Source organism: Streptomyces niveiscabiei, assembly GCF_033794345.1.
GTDB lineage: Bacteria > Actinomycetota > Actinomycetes > Streptomycetales > Streptomycetaceae > Streptomyces > Streptomyces niveiscabiei.
Genome location: NZ_JARAYJ010000004.1, coordinates 418544 through 435822 on the forward strand (window position 1 = coordinate 418544; position 17279 = coordinate 435822).

The window sequence follows — 17279 nt, forward strand, 5'->3', positions numbered from 1 at the left end:
TCGACCGGGTTCCCGGGGCTCGGCATCTGAATACGGAGTGCGTCATCCGAGCACTCAAACGAGCCGTCGTGCGCCCGTTCTGTCCCCCCTCCCGGTGGCCCGTCCAACACGGGGCACCCCCGCGAAGGCCGAGGTATGGGCAACGTCTACAGTGGCGTGGTACGCGCGAGCCTTTACCGGGACTTCACACGGTCGGGCTTGCTGGGAAATCTCTTTCAGGGGTGTGCGTGACGGCCGTCGAATCCCGTCCAGTAGGGGTTACGGGTGCGAACCAGAGCCCGGTGCAGCGGCCGTTCGGGGCCCGTGTCAAGGCGTTCGTGGCGCTGACGAAGCCGAGGATCATCGAGCTGCTGCTGATCACCACCGTTCCGGTGATGTTCCTGGCGCAGCAGGGGGTTCCCGACCTCGGTCTCGTCCTCATCACCTGCCTCGCCGGCTACCTGTCCGCGGGCGGCGCCAACGCGCTCAACATGTACATCGACCGCGACATCGACGCGCTCATGGACCGCACCTCGCAGCGGCCCCTGGTCACCGGCATGGTCTCGCCGCGCGAGTGCCTCGCCTTCGGGATCGCGCTCGCGGTCGGCTCGACGCTGCTGTTCGGGCTCGCCGTCAACTGGCTGTCCGCGTGGCTCGCCCTCGGGGCGCTCCTCTTCTACGTCGTCGTCTACACGATGATCCTCAAACGCCGTACGGCGCAGAACATCATCTGGGGCGGCATCGCGGGCTGCATGCCGGTCCTCATCGGGTGGACGGCCGTCACCAACTCGCTCTCCTGGGCGCCGGTCATCCTCTTCCTCGTCATCTTCTTCTGGACGCCGCCGCACTACTGGCCGCTGTCCATGAAGGTCAAGGACGACTACGCGCGCGTCGGCGTGCCGATGCTGCCGGTCGTCGCCTCCAACAAGGTCGTCGCCAAGCAGATCGTCATCTACAGCTGGGTGATGGTCGCCGTCTCCCTGCTGCTGACGCCGCTCGGCTACACCGGCTGGTTCTACACGGTCGTCGCGCTCGCCGCGGGCGGCTGGTGGCTGTGGGAGGCCCACGCCCTCCAGAACCGGGCCAAGGCCGAGGTGGAGGGGGCCAAGCTCAAGGAGATGCGGCTGTTCCACTGGTCGATCACCTACGTCTCCCTGCTCTTCGTCGCCGTCGCCGTGGACCCCTTCCTCCACTGAGCCGCTCCTTGCCGGTGTTTCCTACTCGCCGGTAGCATCCGGGTATGGCAGACACGAAGACGCAGGACCGGCAGGACCGTACGGCGGCGAAGCTCGCCAAGCGCATCGGCACGTTCGCCAAGGCGCACGGCGGCGCCGAGGGTCAGGTCGCCTACATCGGGCAGCGCGGGGCGCGCATCGTCCTCGTCGGCGCCGACGGCGGCTGGGGCGACGTGGTCGCACCCTCGTACGACGTCGCCGTGGCCGCCGTCGAGAAGGCCGGGATCACCCGTCACGAGGAGTTCGACGGGGAGTTCGCGGCGAAGGTGGAGACCGGGCCGTACGAGTGGAAGCGGATGGCCGGGATCCAGATCGGCGGCTGAGGCTTTCCGGCGCTTCCCGGGGCGCGCGGTCTTTTTCGGGCGCCCCGCGCGTCAACCGCGACCTGACGTACGCCTCTCCCGTTAACCCCTGTAAGGCCACGCCACCTACAGGGAGACCGGATGATCGAGACGCCGTCCCTGGTGGACCAGTACTGTCACGGCGTCCTGCGGACCGAGCTGGGTCTGGGCACCTTCGAGGCCCGGCTCGCGCGTACGGACGGCCCCCCGGCCTCCGGTACGACCCTCTTCGACACGCAGACCGGCTTCGCCGTACGCCGCTGGTGCCCGCCCGCGCTCGGCCTGGAACCCCACTGCCCGCCCGCGCGTTATCTGGCCAGGCGGCGTGAGCTGGGGGTGCTGGAGGCGGGGCGGCGGCTGCTGCGCGGCTCGGGGGTGGCGACCTTCCTCGTCGACACCGGGGTGCCCGACGACCTCACCCAGCCCCGTGAACTCGCCGCGACCGCCGACGCCGACGCCCGCGAGATCGTCCGCCTCGAACTCCTCGCGCAGCAGGTCGCGGACACGTCCGGGACGGTCGAGGGGTTCCTCTCCAACCTCGCGGAGTCCGTGCACGGCGCCGCCGCGAACGCGGTCGCCTTCGCCGCCGCGGGACACGCCGTCGCGCCCGAGCCGCCCGACGTCGGGGCCGTGCGGGGCGCTGCCGGCCGCTGGCTCGCGGGGCGCCGCGCCGGGGACGCCCTCCGGGACCCCGTCCTCCTGCGCCACCTGCTGTGGATCGCCCTCGCCTCGGGGCGCCCGCTGCAACTGCGGGTCGGCCCGGTTCTGCCGGTGGACTTCATCCGGGCGACCGCGGGGCTGGGCACGGATCTCGTCCTGCTCCACGCGTATCCCCGGCACCGGGAGGCCGCCCGCCTCGCGGCGGCGTACCCCCATGTGTACGTCGACTGCGGGACCGCGTTCCTGCACACGGGCGTCCGCGCGGCGACCGTCCTCGCGGAGACCCTGGAACTGGCCCCCTTCGGCAAGGTCCTCTACTCCAGCGGGGCTCGCGCGCTCCCGGAACTCCACCTCGTCGCCGCCCGGCTGTTCCAGGAGGCGGTGACACGGGTGTTCGGGGGGTGGGTCGCCGAGGGGGCCTGGTCCGTGGGGGACGCGCAGCGGGTGGCGGGGATGCTGGCTTCCGGGAACGCTCGGCGGGTGTACGGGGTCTAGGCGCGGGTCGGGACCGCGTTCGCCGTCGGGGCGGGGAGCGCGACCTCGTCGTACGGGCGCTCCCGCAGGGACAGCAGGACCCTCAGGACCCAGATCCATGTCACCGTCGAGCCGAACATGTGGGCGCCGACCAGGATCTCGGGGAGGTTCGTGAAGTACTGGACATAGCCGATCAGGCCCTGACCCAGCAGGATCAGGAACAGTTCCCGGGTCCTGTGCAGGGGGGGCTTCGGGGCGTCCACCGCCTTCAGGACGAACCACAGGGCGAACGTCAGGGTCACCACGATCCACGCCAGTACCGCGTGCAGCTTCGCGATCGTCTCCCAGTCGATCGGGATGCGGTCCACCTCGCTGGAGTCGCCCGCGTGAGGGCCGGCGCCGGTGACGATCGTGCCGACCGCGATCAGCAGTCCCGATGCGATGACCAGGGACCAGACGAGCTGCTGGACCGCCTTGCCGACGACCGGGCGGGGGGCCTGGTCGCCCTCCCTCGTGCGCTGCCACATCACCGTCGCTACCGCGATCAGCGCCGACGAGAGGAGGAAGTGCGCCGCCACCGTGTACGGGTTCAGGCCGACCAGGACGACGATGCCGCCCAGCACCGCGTTGCCCATGACCACCCAGAACTGGGCCCAGCCCAGGCGGGTGAGGGACCTGCGGTACGGCTTCTGTGACCTCGCGGCGATGATCGCCCAGCCGACCGCCGCGCACAGGACGTACGTCAGCATGCGGTTGCCGAACTCGATCGCTCCGTGCATGCCCATTTCGCTGGTCGCCGTGAGGGACGTGTCCGTGCACTTCGGCCAGGTCGGGCAGCCGAGGCCCGAGCCGGTGAGGCGGACCGCGCCGCCGGTGACCACGATGACGACGGACATCAGCAGGGCGGTGAGCGCGGCTCGCTGGACCGTCCGGGGGGTGGGGGTCCAGCGGGCTGCGATGTAGGCGAGGGGGTTGCGCAGGGCGGCTGCGGCGTCGGCTCGGGTCAGGTTCGGCACGGGGTCCATCGTAGGGCGGGGCTTGTGAGTGCGTTCACGAGGGGGTCGGTGAGGGGGGTTCGGTGCGGCTGGGTGGGGGGCTGGGGTGGGGGGCGTTGTCGCTTGCCCGCGCTTGCGGGGTGCCGCTGCGCCCACCCGTGCCGCCCCTAGCGGCACGACTGCCCGCAGCTGGGTGGGCGGGGTGGAGGGGGTGCGGGTGGGTGGGGGTGTGGTGCGGCTGGCCGCAGCTGGGTGGGTGGGGTGGAGGGGGTGCGGGGCGGTGGGTGGGCGGGTGTGGGTTTGTTGTGGTTATTCCCAGCGGAAGAATTTGCCCGCTGCTGCCAAGCCTGCTGCCGACCATGCCGTCAGGATGGCCAGGTTTGGCCAGGGGACTCCTGCTCCGTGTTGGAGGACGTCTCGGAGGCCGTCCGAGAGGGCTGAGATGGGGAGGAGGGACAGGGCGTCCTGGGCTGCCGGTGGGTATTTGTCCATGGGGACGATTACGCCGCCGCCCACCAGGAGGAGCAGGAAGACCAGGTTGGCCGCTGCCAGGGTCGCTTCTGCCTTCAGGGTGCCTGCCATCAGGAGGCCCAGGCCTGAGAACGCTGCTGTGCCGAGGATCAGGAGGAGGGCGACCGTCAGTGGGTTGCCTTGCGGGGACCAGCCCAGGGTTAGCGCGATCACTGTCACGAGGGTCACCTGGAGGATCTCCGTCACCAGGACCGATGCCGTTTTGGCCGTCATCAGGGCCCAGCGGGGGAGGGGGGAGGAAGCGAGGCGTTTGAGGACGCCGTATCTGCGTTCGAAGCCTGTGGCGATGGCCTGGCCGGTGAAGGCCGTGGACATGACGGAGAGGGCGAGGATGCCCGGGGTCAGGAAGTCGATCGACTTGCCCTTGCCCGTGTCGATGATGTCCACCGAGCTGAAGAGGACGAGGAGGAGGGTGGGGATGATGACGGTGAGGAGGAGCTGCTCTCCGTTGCGGAGGAGCATCTTCGTCTCCAGCGCCGCCTGCGCCGCGATCATGCGGGGGAGGGGGGCGGGCCCGGGGCGGGGGGTGTAGGTGCCCGTTGCCGTCATGCGCGCAGCTCCTTGCCGGTCAGTTCCAGGAAGACGTCCTCCAGCGTGTGGCGTTCGACGGAGATGCGGTCCGGCATGACGCCGTGCTGTGCGCACCAGGAGGTGACCGTCGCGAGGAGTTGGGGGTCGATCCCGCCGGTGATCCGGTAGGAGCCCGGCGTGAGTTCGTCGGCGGTCGAGTCCGGGGGGAGCGCCTTGAGGAGCGAGCCGACGTCCAGGCCGGGGCGGCCGGTGAAGCGGAGGGTGTTCTCGGCGCCGCCCTTGCACAGGGTCTCGGGGGAGCCCTGCGCGATGACCTTCCCGGCGTCGATGATCGCGACGTCGTCGGCGAGCTGCTCGGCCTCGTCCATGTGGTGGGTCGTGAGGATGACGGACACGCCGTCGTCGCGCAGGTCCCGTACGAGGTCCCAGGTGGCGTGGCGGGCCTGGGGGTCGAGGCCGGCGGTGGGCTCGTCGAGGAAGACGAGTTCGGGGCGGCCGACGACGGCCATCGCGAGCGCGAGGCGCTGTTGCTGGCCGCCGGAGAGGCGGCGGTAGGTGGTCCGGCCGCAGCCGCCGAGGCCGAGGCGGTCGATGAGGGCGTCCACGTCGAGGGGGTGCGCGTGGAGTTTCGCCATGTGGCGGAGCATCTCGTCGGCGCGCGCACCGGAGTACACGCCTCCGGACTGGAGCATCACCCCGATCCGGGGCTTCAGCTCGGCGGCCTGGGCGACGGGGTCGAGGCCCAGCACGCGCACCGTCCCGCCGTCCGCCCGCCGGTACCCCTCGCACACCTCGATCGTCGTCGTCTTCCCCGCCCCGTTGGGGCCGAGCACGGCGGTGACACCGTCCAGGGCCACCAGATCGAGGCCGTCCACCGCGGTCTTGTCCCCGTACCGCTTCACCAGGGCCCGGACCTGGACGACAGGCTCACTTCGCATGAGAGACGAGTCTAGGGAGCGGGGCGAGGGCGTGGGCGCGGGGGTGGGAGAACTCTCTCGCGGGGGCGACTCGGGGTGCCGGCGGGCTCTGTGGTGCGGGAGTGGTGCCGTGCGGGGTCTCCCGGCCGGGCATCCGGCGGGGCGGGTCGGCGGGGGCATCGGGCCGTCGGGGCCGGCCGGGGCCCGGCCGGTGGCGTGGGTGATGCGGGGCTCGGCGGTGACGCCCCGTCGCCCTCACGGCGTCTCGTACGGCCGATGGATCGCCAGCCACCTCGTCGCGTACGCCACCGCGTCCCGGAGCGGGAACAGGCGGGTGTCCGCCGCGCCCACCCGGCCCCGGACCACCGGGCGGTCGCGTTCGTAGTCGTGGCCGAGTTCGGGGAAGAGGTCGTCGGAGAGGGCCAGGTCGGTGACCGTGCGCCAGCCGTCGGGGGTGGGGTGGCCGTGGGTCGTGAGGGGGCTCGGGACGCGGTATTCGGCCAGGTGGAAGGCGGTGCAGGTGGCGTACGTGGTGCCCAGGAAGAGGACGCGGGCGCCCAGGGACTCCAGCCGGGCCAGGGGGCTGCGCTCGCCGAGCTGGCAGTCGGGGGCGTGGTCCGCGGTGATCTTCGCGGCGTCCGGGCCGATCGCCGCGAAGGACGTCTGGGGGTGGGCGCTGCGCAGGGCGCCGGGCCAGCGGCGGGCGGTCTCGGGGATGGCGCCCATGCCGCGGGTGGGGGTGGTGGCCGGGTCGTACGGGGGCATGGTCGTGCGGATCTCCTCCCACCAGGACTCGGGGACCGGCGGGTTTCCCCACAGGGCGGGGTCGGAGAGGTCGCCGGACTGGGTGGGGACCGTGAGGGTGCCGGTGGGGCCGAGGGCGTCGAGGAGGGCGTGGACGACGGCGACGGCGCCGCCGTTGACCCAGCCGAGGGCGGAGAGGGAGGAGTGGACGAGGAGGGTTTCGCCCGGTTCCACGCCCAGCGCGCTGAGGTCGTCCGCGAGGGTCTGCCGGGTGACGAGTGGGCCGGTGGGAGGGGGTGTGGGCATGGTCGGGAGTGTCTCGCGGGGGCGCGGCGGGGTCCACCGGTTTGACCGGCCGGAAGATCGTTTCCGCAGGTCAGATTAGGTATGCCTAAGTGACGCAGGGCACCGTGGGCGGGGGAGGGTGCGGCTTGCCCGAGCTCGGTGAATTACGCAACAATGGCGTTGTGAAAAACGTCGGTGAGGCCCCGCAGGAGGAGCTCGCGACCGGTGAGCGGTCCACCCGCAACCGCGTCGCCCGCTCGATCCTGGACCACGGCCCCTCCACCGTCGCCGAGCTCGCCGCCCGCCTGCGCCTGACCCAGGCGGCCGTCCGCCGCCACCTGGACGCGCTGGCCGCCGACCTGGTCGTGGAGGCCCGCGAACAGCGGGTCTACGGCGCCCGCACGCGCGGCCGTCCCGCGAAGGTGTTCGTCCTGACCGACTGCGGCCGGGACGCCTTCGACCAGTCGTACGACAAGCTGGCCGCCGAGGCCCTGCGCTGGATCGCCGAGCGCGAGGGCGGCGAGGATGCCGTCACCGCGTTCGCCCGAGCCCGCGTCGCCGCGCAGGCGCCCGCCTACCGCCGGGCCATTGCCGGGGTCCCGCCCGAGAAGCGCGCGGAAGCCCTGGCCAAGGCCCTCTCGGCGGACGGGTACGCTGCTACGGCCCGGAGCGCGCCCGTGGGAGAGCAGCTCTGCCAGCACCACTGCCCCGTGGCGCACGTCGCGGAGCAGTTCCCGCAGCTGTGCGAGGCGGAGACGGAGTTCTTCGCCGAGCTGCTCGGCACCCACGTCCAGCGTCTCGCGACCATCGCCCACGGCGACGGCGTGTGCACGACGTTCATCCCGAAGGCTTCCGCAAGCCCGAAGGACCCTCAGATTTCCCACAACGCATCAGCAAGCACGGCCGGGAGGAACCCCGCATGACCACGGAGACTGCCCACCCCGAACTCGAGGGTCTTGGCAAGTACGAATACGGCTGGGCCGACTCCGACGAGGCCGGTGCGGCTGCCAAGCGAGGACTGAACGAGGACGTCGTCAAGGACATCTCGGACAAGAAGTCCGAGCCCGAGTGGATGACGAAGCTGCGCCTCAAGGGCCTGCGCCTGTTCGAGAAGAAGCCCATGCCGAACTGGGGCTCCGACCTCTCCGGCATCGACTTCGACAACATCAAGTACTTCGTGCGCTCCACGGAGAAGCAGGCGGAGTCCTGGGAGGACCTGCCCGAGGACATCAAGAACACGTACGACAAGCTCGGCATCCCGGAGGCGGAGAAGCAGCGCCTCGTCGCGGGCGTCGCCGCGCAGTACGAGTCGGAGGTCGTCTACCACCAGATCCGCGAGGACCTGGAGGAGCAGGGCGTCATCTTCCTCGACACGGACACCGCGCTCAAGGAGCACCCGGAGCTCTTCAAGGAGTACTTCGGGACGGTCATCCCGGTCGGCGACAACAAGTTCGCCTCGCTGAACACGGCCGTGTGGTCCGGCGGTTCCTTCATCTACGTCCCCCCGGGCGTCCACGTGGAGATCCCGCTCCAGGCCTACTTCCGCATCAACACCGAGAACATGGGCCAGTTCGAGCGGACCCTGATCATCGTCGACGAGGGCGCCTACGTGCACTACGTCGAGGGCTGCACGGCGCCGATCTACAAGTCGGACTCCCTGCACAGCGCGGTCGTCGAGATCATCGTCAAGAAGAACGCCCGCTGCCGGTACACGACCATCCAGAACTGGTCGAACAACGTCTACAACCTGGTCACCAAGCGCGCCGTCGCCTACGAGGGCGCGACCATGGAGTGGGTCGACGGCAACATCGGCTCCAAGGTGACGATGAAGTACCCGGCCGTCTACCTCATGGGCGAGCACGCCAAGGGCGAGACCCTCTCCATCGCCTTCGCGGGCGAGGGCCAGCACCAGGACGCCGGCGCGAAGATGGTCCACATGGCGCCGAACACGTCGTCCAACATCGTGTCCAAGTCGGTGGCGCGCGGCGGCGGCCGTACGTCCTACCGCGGTCTCATCGAGATCGGTGAGGGCGCGCCGGGCTCCAAGTCCAACGTGCTGTGCGACGCGCTGCTCGTCGACACGATCTCCCGCTCCGACACCTACCCGTACGTCGACGTCCGCGAGGACGACGTGTCGATGGGGCACGAGGCGACCGTCTCCAAGGTCTCCGAGGACCAGCTCTTCTACCTGATGAGCCGCGGTCTGAGCGAGTTCGAGGCGATGGCGATGATCGTGCGCGGCTTCGTCGAGCCGATCGCGAAGGAGCTGCCGATGGAGTACGCGCTGGAGCTGAACCGGCTGATCGAGCTCCAGATGGAAGGCGCGGTCGGCTGACCGCACCGGCCTCCAGGGAGCCGCACGGCTCTGTCAGCTCTGAAGTCATACAAGCGTAAGAAAGTGAGCACTACGACAGCCATGGCTGAGGCTCAGAACTCCCCGGTGGGGTCCACCACCGCCGGCGCCATCGCGGTGGCCGCCGAGTCCACCGTCGCCACCCGCATGAGCGCGCCCCCCTCCTTCGACGTGGCGGACTTCCCCGTCCCCCACGGCCGTGAGGAGGAGTGGCGGTTCACCCCGCTGGAGCGCCTGCGCGGGCTGCACGACGGCACGGCCGTCGCCACCGGCGAGGGTGTCAAGGTGGCCGTCGAGGCACCCGAGGGCGTCACCGTCGAGCTGGTCGGCCGCGACGACGCGCGGCTCGGCCGGGCCGGCGCCCCCGTCGACCGGGTCGCAGCCCAGGCGTACTCCGCGTTCGAGCAGGCCGCCGTGATCACCGTCGCCAAGGAGACGGTCCTCACCGAGCCCATCCGCGTCGCCGTGCACGGCGAGGGCGGCACCCGCTTCGGCCACCAGGTCATCGAGCTGGGCGCCTTCGCCGAGGCCGTCGTCGTCATCGACCACACCGGCGACGCGGTCATCGCGGCCAACCTCGAGTACGTCCTCGGCGACGGCGCCAAGCTCACCGTCGTCTCCATCCAGGACTGGGACGACAAGGCCGTCCACGTCGCCCAGCACAGCGCGCTGGTCGGCCGCGACGCCAGCTTCAAGTCCGTCGTCGTCACCTTCGGCGGCGACGTCGTACGGCTGCACCCGCGCGTCTCCTACGCCGCGACCGGCGGCGAGGCCGAGCTGTTCGGGCTGTACTTCACCGACGCCGGCCAGCACCAGGAGCACCGCCTCCTCGTCGACCACAACACCCCGCACTGCAAGTCGAACGTCGTCTACAAGGGCGCGCTCCAGGGCGAGGGCGCCCACGCGGTGTGGATCGGCGACGTGCTCATCGAGGCCAAGGCCGAGGGCACGGACACGTACGAGATGAACCGCAACCTCGTCCTCACCGACGGCGCGCGCGTCGACTCCGTACCGAACCTGGAGATCGAGACCGGCGAGATCGTCGGCGCCGGGCACGCCTCCGCGACCGGCCGGTTCGACGACGAGCAGCTCTTCTACCTGATGGCCCGCGGCATCCCGGAGCAGGAGGCCCGCCGGCTCGTCGTGCGCGGCTTCTTCGCCGAGCTGGTCCAGCAGATCGGTGTCCCGGACATCGAGGAGCGCCTCCTCGCGAAGATCGACGCGGAGCTGGAGGCGTCCGTCTGATGACGTACGTACGCGCCTGTGGGCTGAGCGAGCTGGAGGAGGACACCCCGAAGCGGGTGGAACTCGACGGCACGCCGGTCTCGGTCGTGCAGACCGAGGGGGAGGTGTTCGCGATCCACGACATCTGCTCGCACGCGAACGTCTCGCTCTCCGAGGGCGAGGTGGAGGACTGCCAGATCGAGTGCTGGCTGCACGGCTCCGCCTTCGACCTCCGCACCGGCAAGCCGTCCGGCCTCCCCGCGACGCGCCCCGTACCCGTATACCCCGTAAAGATCGAAGGGGACGACGTGCTCGTCTCCCTCAACCAGGAGTCCTGAGGCACCTATGGCAACGCTTGAAATCCGCGACTTGCACGTCACCGTCGAGGCCGACAACGCCACGAAGGAGATCCTCAAGGGCGTCGACCTGACCGTGAAGCAGGGCGAGACGCACGCCATCATGGGCCCCAACGGCTCCGGCAAGTCCACGCTCGCGTACTCCCTCGCCGGTCACCCGAAGTACACGGTCACCGGCGGCACCGTCCTGCTGGACGGCGAGGACGTCCTGGAGATGTCCGTCGACGAGCGCGCCCGCGCGGGCCTCTTCCTCGCGATGCAGTACCCGGTCGAGGTGCCCGGGGTCTCCGTCAGCAACTTCCTGCGGACCTCCGCCACCGCCGTCCGCGGCGAGGCCCCCAAGCTGCGCACCTGGGTCAAGGAGGTCCGGGAGGCCATGGAGCGCCTCTCCATGGACCCCGCCTTCGCCGAGCGCAACGTCAACGAGGGCTTCTCCGGCGGTGAGAAGAAGCGCCACGAGATCCTCCAGCTCGAACTGCTCAAGCCGAAGATCGCGATCCTCGACGAGACGGACTCCGGCCTCGACGTCGACGCCCTGCGTGTCGTCTCCGAGGGCGTCAACCGCGTCCGCGAGACCGGCGAGGTCGGCACGCTGCTGATCACGCACTACACGCGCATCCTGCGCTACATCAAGCCCGACCACGTCCACGTCTTCGCGAACGGGCGGATCGTCGAGTCGGGCGGCCCCGAGCTGGCCGACAAGCTGGAGGCCGAGGGCTACGAGGCGTACACGAAGGGCGGCGCATCAGAGTGACGCAGTTGCCGGGCCTCCTCGATATCGAGGCGATCCGCAAGGACTTCCCCGTCCTGGACCGCCAGGTCCACGACGGCCAGAAGCTCGTGTACCTGGACAACGCGGCGACCTCCCAGAAGCCGCGCCAGGTGCTGGACGCCCTCGCCGAGTACTACGAGCGCCACAACGCCAACGTCCACCGCGGTGTGCACGTGCTCGCCGAGGAGGCCACGGCGCTGTACGAGGGCGCGCGCGACAAGGTCGCCGAGTTCATCAACGCGCCCTCCCGGGACGAGGTGATCTTCACCAAGAACGCCTCCGAGTCGCTGAACCTCGTCGCGAACATGCTGGGCTGGGCCGACGAGCCCTACCGCGTGGACTCCGAGACCGAGATCGTCATCACGGAGATGGAGCACCACTCCAACATCGTGCCGTGGCAGCTGCTGTCGCAGCGGACGGGCGCGAAGCTGAAGTGGTTCGGCCTCACGGACGACGGCCGCCTCGACCTGTCGAACATCGAGCAGATCATCACGGAGAAGACGAAGATCGTCTCGTTCGTGCTGGTCTCGAACATCCTCGGGACGCTCAACCCCGTCGAGGCCATCGTGCGCCGCGCGCAGGAGGTCGGTGCGCTGGTCTGCATCGACGCCTCGCAGGCCGCGCCGCACATGCCGCTGGACGTGCAGGCGCTCCAGGCGGACTTCGTGGCCTTCACCGGGCACAAGATGTGCGGGCCGACCGGGATCGGTGTCCTGTGGGGCCGGCAGGAGCTGCTGGAGGATCTGCCGCCGTTCCTCGGGGGCGGCGAGATGATCGAGACCGTGTCGATGCACTCCTCGACGTACGCGCCGGCTCCGCACAAGTTCGAGGCGGGGACGCCGCCGATCGCGCAGGCGGTCGGTCTGGGCGCGGCGATCGACTATCTGAGCGCGATCGGCATGGACAAGATCCTGGCGCACGAGCACGCGCTGACGGAGTACGCGGTGCGGCGGCTGACCGAGGTGGAAGGTCTGCGCATCATCGGGCCTTCGACCGCCGAGGACCGGGGCGCCGCGATCTCCTTCACGCTGGGTGACATCCACCCGCACGACGTGGGTCAGGTACTGGACGAGCAGGGGATCGCCGTACGCGTCGGTCACCACTGCGCGCGGCCCGTCTGCCTGCGGTACGGAATTCCTGCGACCACGCGAGCGTCGTTCTATCTGTACTCCACGCCGGCCGAGATCGACGCACTGGTCGACGGCCTGGAGCACGTACGGAACTTCTTCGGCTGAGGAGCTGCTGGTCGTGAAGCTGGATTCGATGTACCAGGAAGTCATCCTGGACCACTACAAGAACCCGCACGGGCGTGGTCTTCGGGACGGCGACGCAGAGGTGCACCATGTGAACCCGACGTGCGGCGACGAGATCACGCTCCGCGTGAAGTACGACGGTACGACGGTCGAGGACGTGTCGTACGAGGGCCAGGGCTGCTCCATCAGCCAGGCCAGCGCCTCCGTCCTGAACGACCTGCTCGTCGGCAAGGACCTCGCCGACGCGCAGAAGATCCAGGAGACCTTCCTGGAGCTGATGCAGTCCAAGGGCCGCATCGAGCCCGACGACGCGATGGAGGAGGTCCTGGAGGACGCCGTCGCGTTCGCCGGGGTCTCCAAGTACCCGGCGCGCGTCAAGTGCGCCCTGCTGAGCTGGATGGCCTGGAAGGACGCGACGGCCCAGGCCCTCGCGGAAAGGGAGTCGGCATGACCGAGACCGTGGAGATGAAGCCGGCGTCCGAGGACGAGGTCCGCGAGGCCCTGTACGACGTCGTGGACCCGGAGTTGGGCATCGACGTCGTCAACCTCGGCCTGATCTACGGCATCCACATCGACGACGCGAACATCGCGACGATCGACATGACCCTGACGTCTGCGGCCTGTCCGCTGACCGATGTCATCGAGGACCAGGCGAAGTCGGCGACCGACGGGCTGGTCAACGAGTTGCGCATCAACTGGGTGTGGATGCCGCCGTGGGGGCCGGACAAGATCACGGACGACGGGCGGGAGCAGCTGAGGGCGCTGGGCTTCAACGTCTGAGCATGACTGAGGGCGAGGTCTTCACGGACCTCGCCCTCTTTCTGTTTCCGGTGGCTCAGCCCAGCGGCGTCGTCACGTGGAAGTAGAAGTCCTGGCGGTTGGTGGTGTTGTAGCCGTACGGGTCCAGGCGGAGCTGGAAGTTGCGGTGGCGCAGGGCGTAGTTGGGGTAGTTGATCGAGCTGAGGGTGACGGCGTCGTAGCCGCCGTAGCCCGCGCAGAAGGTGGCGTCCTGGCGGAACAGGCTGGAGCCGTCGTTGCGTTCGGCGCGGAGGATGAAGTCGCGGTGGCGCAGGTACTTGCCGTCGTGCGTCTTGAAGGTGTAGCAGGAGTTCTTCGCGAGACCGGGGACGACCGTGAAGGTGGAGTCCTCGCGGGACTCCGAGCCGCGCGGCGCGTCGAGCTTCACGAGACCGTTGCTGACGTGCCAGTAGCGGTCCGGGTAGTTGACGGCGCTGATCGAGCGGTCGTACGGGTTGGTCGCGGGCCGCGCCGGGGGCTTGTCCGGGGCCGGGGCGGCCGGGGTGGGGGTGGGCTGGGTCTTGCCGCCCGTGCCCTTGCCGTCGTCGCCCGCCGGGGACGGCGAGGCCGAGGGGTGGGCGGACGGGGAGGGGGAGCCCGACGGCGTGGGCTCCGTCTTGTCCTTGCCCTTGCCGCCGGAGGCCGAGATGCTCGGCGTCGGGGTCGGGGTGGCGAACGAGATCAGGCCGGGGCCGGTCTCCTTGGCCGACTTCGTGTCGGCCTGCTTCGCCTCGTCGGACTTGCGCGACTCCTGGTCCATGACGGTGATCGCCGTGACGCAGGCCGTCACCGTGGCCAGCGCGAGGGCGCCGGCCAGCCAGAGACGTCGGGTGCCGGGGGCCCGCGAGGTGTCCGGGGCCCAGCCGTTCTCCCACGAATTCTCTTGAGAGGGCCGGGACTTCTTGAATGGCATGCGCTGATCCTCCAGCGGCGCCCATGAGCGGGGCCGCGAATGCGGGGGCCCGGTGTGTGAACGGTGAAACACTAGTGGACCGTGTGACCGGGGAGTACTGGTTTGGGTGATCGCGTTCGATAACGCTTTCTCAACTGCCGTTCACAGGACGGGATCACCGGGCGTCGCGAGTGTGTATGTGTACGGACGTACACATCGATGTGTACGCTCGTACACATGGGATATCTGATGCTCGCCGGCGCGATCCTCGCCGAGGTCGTCGCCACCAGCGCGATGAAGTACAGCGACGGGTTCAGCAAGTTGTGGCCCTCCCTGCTGACCGGGCTCGGGTACGTCGTCTCCTTCGCGCTGCTCGCGCAGGCGCTGCGGAGCGTGTCCATCGGGACGGCGTACGCGATCTGGGCGGGCGTCGGTACGGCGACCATCGCGGTGATCGGCGTCGTGCTGTTCGGGGACGGGGTGGGGGGCGCGAAGATCGCCGGGATTCTGTTGATCGTGGCGGGAGTCGTGGTGCTGAACCTGGGCGGGGCGCACTGATGGGGCGGCGGTACGACCCCGACCGGCGGCAGCGGATCATCGACGCGGCGCTGCGTGTCGTCCGGCTCAAGGGGCTGGACGGGCTGAGTCACCGGAGCGTTGCCGCGGAGGCGGATGTGCCGCTCGGCTCCACGACGTACCACTTCGCCACGCTGGACGAGCTGATGGTCGCCGCGCTTCGGCAGGCCAACGAGCGGTTCGGTGAAATGCTCGCCGGTGAAGTCGAGTTGTGGGAGTCCGGGAGTGATCTCGCGGGTGGGCTCGCCCGGTTGCTGGGGGAGTGGCTGCGAGGGGATCCGGGGCGGGTGGAGTTGGAGTACGAGCTGTATCTCGCCGCTCTGCGGCGGCCCGCGTTGAAGGCGGTGGCGGGTGAATGGGCGGAGACCGCCGGGGAGTTGCTGGCACGCAGGACCGACGAGGTGACGGCTCGGGGGGTGGTGGCGTTGCTGGACGGGATCTGTTTGCAGGTGTTGCTGACGGGGGTGGAGTACGACGAGGGGGCGGCTCGGGAGGTGTTGGGGAGGGTTGTCGGGGGGTGAGGGGTGGGGGGCGTGGGTCGGGGTGCCTCGTACCTTTCTCGGCGGCGGCCTTCTCGTTCGTACCCTGAGACACCCGGCGGCTGGTTCGCTTCTGCGGGCATTCGCCGGTTAGGTTTCCCTCATGAGTGACACGACTGCACCTGGTACCGGCGGCGCGGTGGCCGCGGGCCTCGCGACCATCGCCGCCGACGGGACCGTACTCGACACGTGGTTCCCCGCCCCCTCGCTCGACGCCGGGCCCGGGCCCTCGGGGAGTGAGCGGCTGTCGGCCGAGCAGGCGGTCGAGCTGCTCGGGGCGGGCGCGGCGAAGGCGATCGGCGCCGACGCGCGCCGGGGTGTCGAGGTCGTCGCGGTCCGTACGGTCATCTCCTCACTTGCCGAGAAGCCGGTCGACGCGCACGACGTGTATCTGCGGCTGCACCTGCTCTCCCACCGGCTCGTGAAGCCGCACGGGCTGAGCCTCGACGGGATGTTCGGGTTCCTCGCGAACGTGGCGTGGACCTCGCTGGGGCCGGTCGCCGTGGACGACGTCGAGAAGGTCCGGCTGAACGCGCGCGCCGAGGGGCTCCACCTCCAGGTGACGTCCATCGACAAGTTCCCCCGCATGACCGACTACGTCGCCCCCAAGGGCGTCCGCATCGCCGACGCCGACCGGGTCCGCCTCGGTGCGCACCTCGCCGAGGGCACGACCGTCATGCACGAGGGCTTCGTCAACTTCAACGCGGGGACGCTCGGTACGTCCATGGTCGAGGGCCGCATCTCCGCCGGGGTCGTCGTCGGGGACGGGTCCGACATCGGGGGCGGCGCGTCCACGATGGGCACGCTGTCCGGGGGCGGCAACGTCCGCATCACCATCGGCGAGCGCTGCCTCATCGGGGCCGAGGCCGGGGTCGGTATCGCCCTGGGTGACGAATGCGTCGTCGAGGCGGGCCTGTACGTCACCGCCGGCACCCGCGTCACCATGCCGGACGGCCAGATCGTGAAGGCCCGCGAGCTGTCGGGCGCGTCCAACATCCTCTTCCGCCGCAACTCCGTGACCGGGACGGTCGAGGCTCGGCCCAACAACGCGGTGTGGGGCGGGTTGAACGAGGTTCTGCACAGCCACAACTGACCGACGCGGCACGCCGGTTCGGTTCGGTTCGGTTCGCTGAGCGCCCTTTCCCGTACCGGGGGAGGGCGCTCACGTGTTGGTGCTCGCCCACTCCGCCAGGACCCTGAAGTCGTCCTCTCTCAGGCCCAGTCGGGGGTTCACGTGGTGGAGGAGGGTTGGGGTCGGGTGGTGGGTCGTGGCGTACTCCGTGTCTGCCGGGGACTGTTCGTCGTCCACCCAGGCGAAGGGGCGGCCTGCGGCGTATGCCAGCAAGTGGGGTGTCTTCCAGTGGAGTTCGTCGGGGCGGAGGGTGAGGAGGTCGGTGCCGAAGTCCACGTAGGGGAGGGGCGGGAGGCCCACGGTCGGGGCTATCCAGGTGTTCGCCAGGGACATCCACGTTGTGGCCCAGACCAGGTCGTAGGGGAGGGCCAGGAGGGAAGGGCCGTGGGTGGGGTTGAGCCAGACTCGGAGGGGGCGGGGGTGGGAGGGGACTGTGGCGCGGATGGTCGTGTAGCCCTCGGGGCGGCGTTCCGGCTGGGCCGCGTAGGGGTTCAACGGGCCGTCCACGTCCAGGAAGAGGAGGGGGCGGGGTGTCATGGTGCTCACGCTAGTGCCGCATCAGGCAACGTTTGCCCTGCCTGTACGGTCGGGGTATGGATGCCAGCGGCCAGCCGAGTCTTGATGAGATCGAAGATCGCTTCGTTGGGCTTGTCGCGGGCCGGCTGTCCCGGGACGAGGCTGACCGCTGGGCG

20 protein-coding genes are annotated in these 17279 nt (G+C 69.9%); 14 read left to right on the forward strand and 6 right to left on the reverse strand.

The window, feature by feature from the left end; all coding sequences use genetic code 11:
* The first annotated feature begins 221 nt into the window (after positions 1-221).
* The 3 genes from PV682_RS08170 (at position 222) to PV682_RS08180 (ending at position 2710) form a co-directional block, all read left to right on the forward strand.
* Positions 222-1175 carry a heme o synthase gene (locus PV682_RS08170; protein ID WP_319725550.1) on the forward strand — a complete coding sequence of 318 codons (954 nt, stop codon included), beginning with the start codon at positions 222-224 and terminating at the stop codon, positions 1173-1175.
* A 44-nt stretch (positions 1176-1219) separates the two neighbouring features.
* Entirely contained in the window at positions 1220-1537 is a 318-nt protein-coding gene (locus PV682_RS08175; RefSeq protein WP_319725553.1) for a hypothetical protein, read from the forward strand.
* Positions 1538-1657: 120 nt separating this feature from the next.
* Entirely contained in the window at positions 1658-2710 is a 1053-nt protein-coding gene (locus tag PV682_RS08180; protein WP_319725555.1) for an amidohydrolase, read from the forward strand.
* On the opposite strand, the gene PV682_RS08185 is transcribed toward PV682_RS08180, so the two are convergent.
* The 4 genes from PV682_RS08185 to PV682_RS08200 form a co-directional block, all read right to left on the reverse strand.
* Positions 2707-3714, reverse strand: coding sequence for a COX15/CtaA family protein (locus PV682_RS08185; protein ID WP_319725557.1), 1008 nt, complete (start codon positions 3712-3714; stop codon positions 2707-2709). The two genes, PV682_RS08180 and PV682_RS08185, sit on opposite strands and share 4 nt — an antisense overlap.
* Positions 3715-3993: 279 nt before the next feature.
* Positions 3994-4764, reverse strand: coding sequence for an ABC transporter permease (locus tag PV682_RS08190; protein WP_319725560.1), 771 nt, complete (start codon positions 4762-4764; stop codon positions 3994-3996).
* Complete coding sequence (locus tag PV682_RS08195) at positions 4761-5684, reverse strand: ABC transporter ATP-binding protein (RefSeq protein WP_319725562.1); 924 nt, start codon at positions 5682-5684, stop codon at positions 4761-4763. The genes PV682_RS08190 and PV682_RS08195 overlap by 4 nt, the downstream gene beginning before the upstream one ends.
* 234 nt (positions 5685-5918) lie before the next feature.
* Positions 5919-6713 (reverse strand): aminoglycoside N(3)-acetyltransferase, encoded by a 795-nt coding sequence (locus PV682_RS08200; RefSeq protein WP_319725565.1) that lies wholly within the window; start codon positions 6711-6713, stop codon positions 5919-5921.
* 161 nt (positions 6714-6874) lie between these two features.
* Between PV682_RS08200 and PV682_RS08205 the strand changes: the two genes are divergently transcribed.
* The 8 genes from PV682_RS08205 to PV682_RS08240 all read left to right on the forward strand — a co-directional run bounded on the left by PV682_RS08205 (position 6875) and on the right by PV682_RS08240 (position 13430).
* Positions 6875-7615, forward strand: a complete 741-nt coding sequence (locus PV682_RS08205; protein ID WP_319725567.1) for a helix-turn-helix transcriptional regulator — start codon at positions 6875-6877, stop codon at positions 7613-7615.
* Complete coding sequence (gene sufB / locus PV682_RS08210) at positions 7612-9027, forward strand: Fe-S cluster assembly protein SufB (protein ID WP_055719188.1); 1416 nt, start codon at positions 7612-7614, stop codon at positions 9025-9027. Before PV682_RS08205 ends, sufB begins: the two co-directional genes overlap by 4 nt.
* Positions 9028-9108: 81 nt before the next feature.
* Positions 9109-10290, forward strand: coding sequence for a Fe-S cluster assembly protein SufD (gene sufD, locus PV682_RS08215; protein WP_319725571.1), 1182 nt, complete (start codon positions 9109-9111; stop codon positions 10288-10290).
* Positions 10290-10607 (forward strand): non-heme iron oxygenase ferredoxin subunit, encoded by a 318-nt coding sequence (locus PV682_RS08220; protein WP_055719186.1) that lies wholly within the window; start codon positions 10290-10292, stop codon positions 10605-10607. The genes sufD and PV682_RS08220 overlap by 1 nt, the downstream gene beginning before the upstream one ends.
* Before the next feature lie 7 nt (positions 10608-10614).
* Complete coding sequence (sufC, locus tag PV682_RS08225) at positions 10615-11379, forward strand: Fe-S cluster assembly ATPase SufC (protein WP_319725575.1); 765 nt, start codon at positions 10615-10617, stop codon at positions 11377-11379.
* Positions 11376-12632, forward strand: a complete 1257-nt coding sequence (locus PV682_RS08230) for a cysteine desulfurase (RefSeq protein ID WP_319725577.1) — start codon at positions 11376-11378, stop codon at positions 12630-12632. The genes sufC and PV682_RS08230 overlap by 4 nt, the downstream gene beginning before the upstream one ends.
* A 13-nt stretch (positions 12633-12645) precedes the next feature.
* Complete coding sequence (gene sufU / locus PV682_RS08235; RefSeq protein ID WP_319725579.1) at positions 12646-13101, forward strand: Fe-S cluster assembly sulfur transfer protein SufU; 456 nt, start codon at positions 12646-12648, stop codon at positions 13099-13101.
* Complete coding sequence (locus PV682_RS08240) at positions 13098-13430, forward strand: metal-sulfur cluster assembly factor (protein ID WP_319725581.1); 333 nt, start codon at positions 13098-13100, stop codon at positions 13428-13430. Before sufU ends, PV682_RS08240 begins: the two co-directional genes overlap by 4 nt.
* Positions 13431-13485: 55 nt before the next feature.
* Here PV682_RS08240 and PV682_RS08245 read toward each other — a convergent pair whose 3' ends face one another.
* Complete coding sequence (locus PV682_RS08245; protein ID WP_319725584.1) at positions 13486-14361, reverse strand: AbfB domain-containing protein; 876 nt, start codon at positions 14359-14361, stop codon at positions 13486-13488.
* A 216-nt stretch (positions 14362-14577) separates the two neighbouring features.
* Between PV682_RS08245 and PV682_RS08250 the strand changes: the two genes are divergently transcribed.
* The 3 genes from PV682_RS08250 to dapD all read left to right on the forward strand — a co-directional run bounded on the left by PV682_RS08250 (position 14578) and on the right by dapD (position 16548).
* Positions 14578-14898, forward strand: coding sequence for a DMT family transporter (locus tag PV682_RS08250; RefSeq protein WP_319725586.1), 321 nt, complete (start codon positions 14578-14580; stop codon positions 14896-14898).
* A complete protein-coding gene (locus PV682_RS08255; RefSeq protein ID WP_319725587.1) occupies positions 14898-15437 on the forward strand; it encodes a TetR/AcrR family transcriptional regulator in 540 nt (179 codons plus the stop codon). The genes PV682_RS08250 and PV682_RS08255 overlap by 1 nt, the downstream gene beginning before the upstream one ends.
* Positions 15438-15558: 121 nt before the next feature.
* A complete protein-coding gene (gene dapD / locus PV682_RS08260) occupies positions 15559-16548 on the forward strand; it encodes a 2,3,4,5-tetrahydropyridine-2,6-dicarboxylate N-succinyltransferase (protein WP_319725589.1) in 990 nt (329 codons plus the stop codon).
* A gap of 69 nt (positions 16549-16617) precedes the next feature.
* Here the strand turns inward: dapD and PV682_RS08265 are convergent, their stop codons facing one another.
* Positions 16618-17124 carry an HAD domain-containing protein gene (locus tag PV682_RS08265; RefSeq protein ID WP_319725592.1) on the reverse strand — a complete coding sequence of 169 codons (507 nt, stop codon included), beginning with the start codon at positions 17122-17124 and terminating at the stop codon, positions 16618-16620.
* Positions 17125-17279 lie beyond the last annotated feature (155 nt).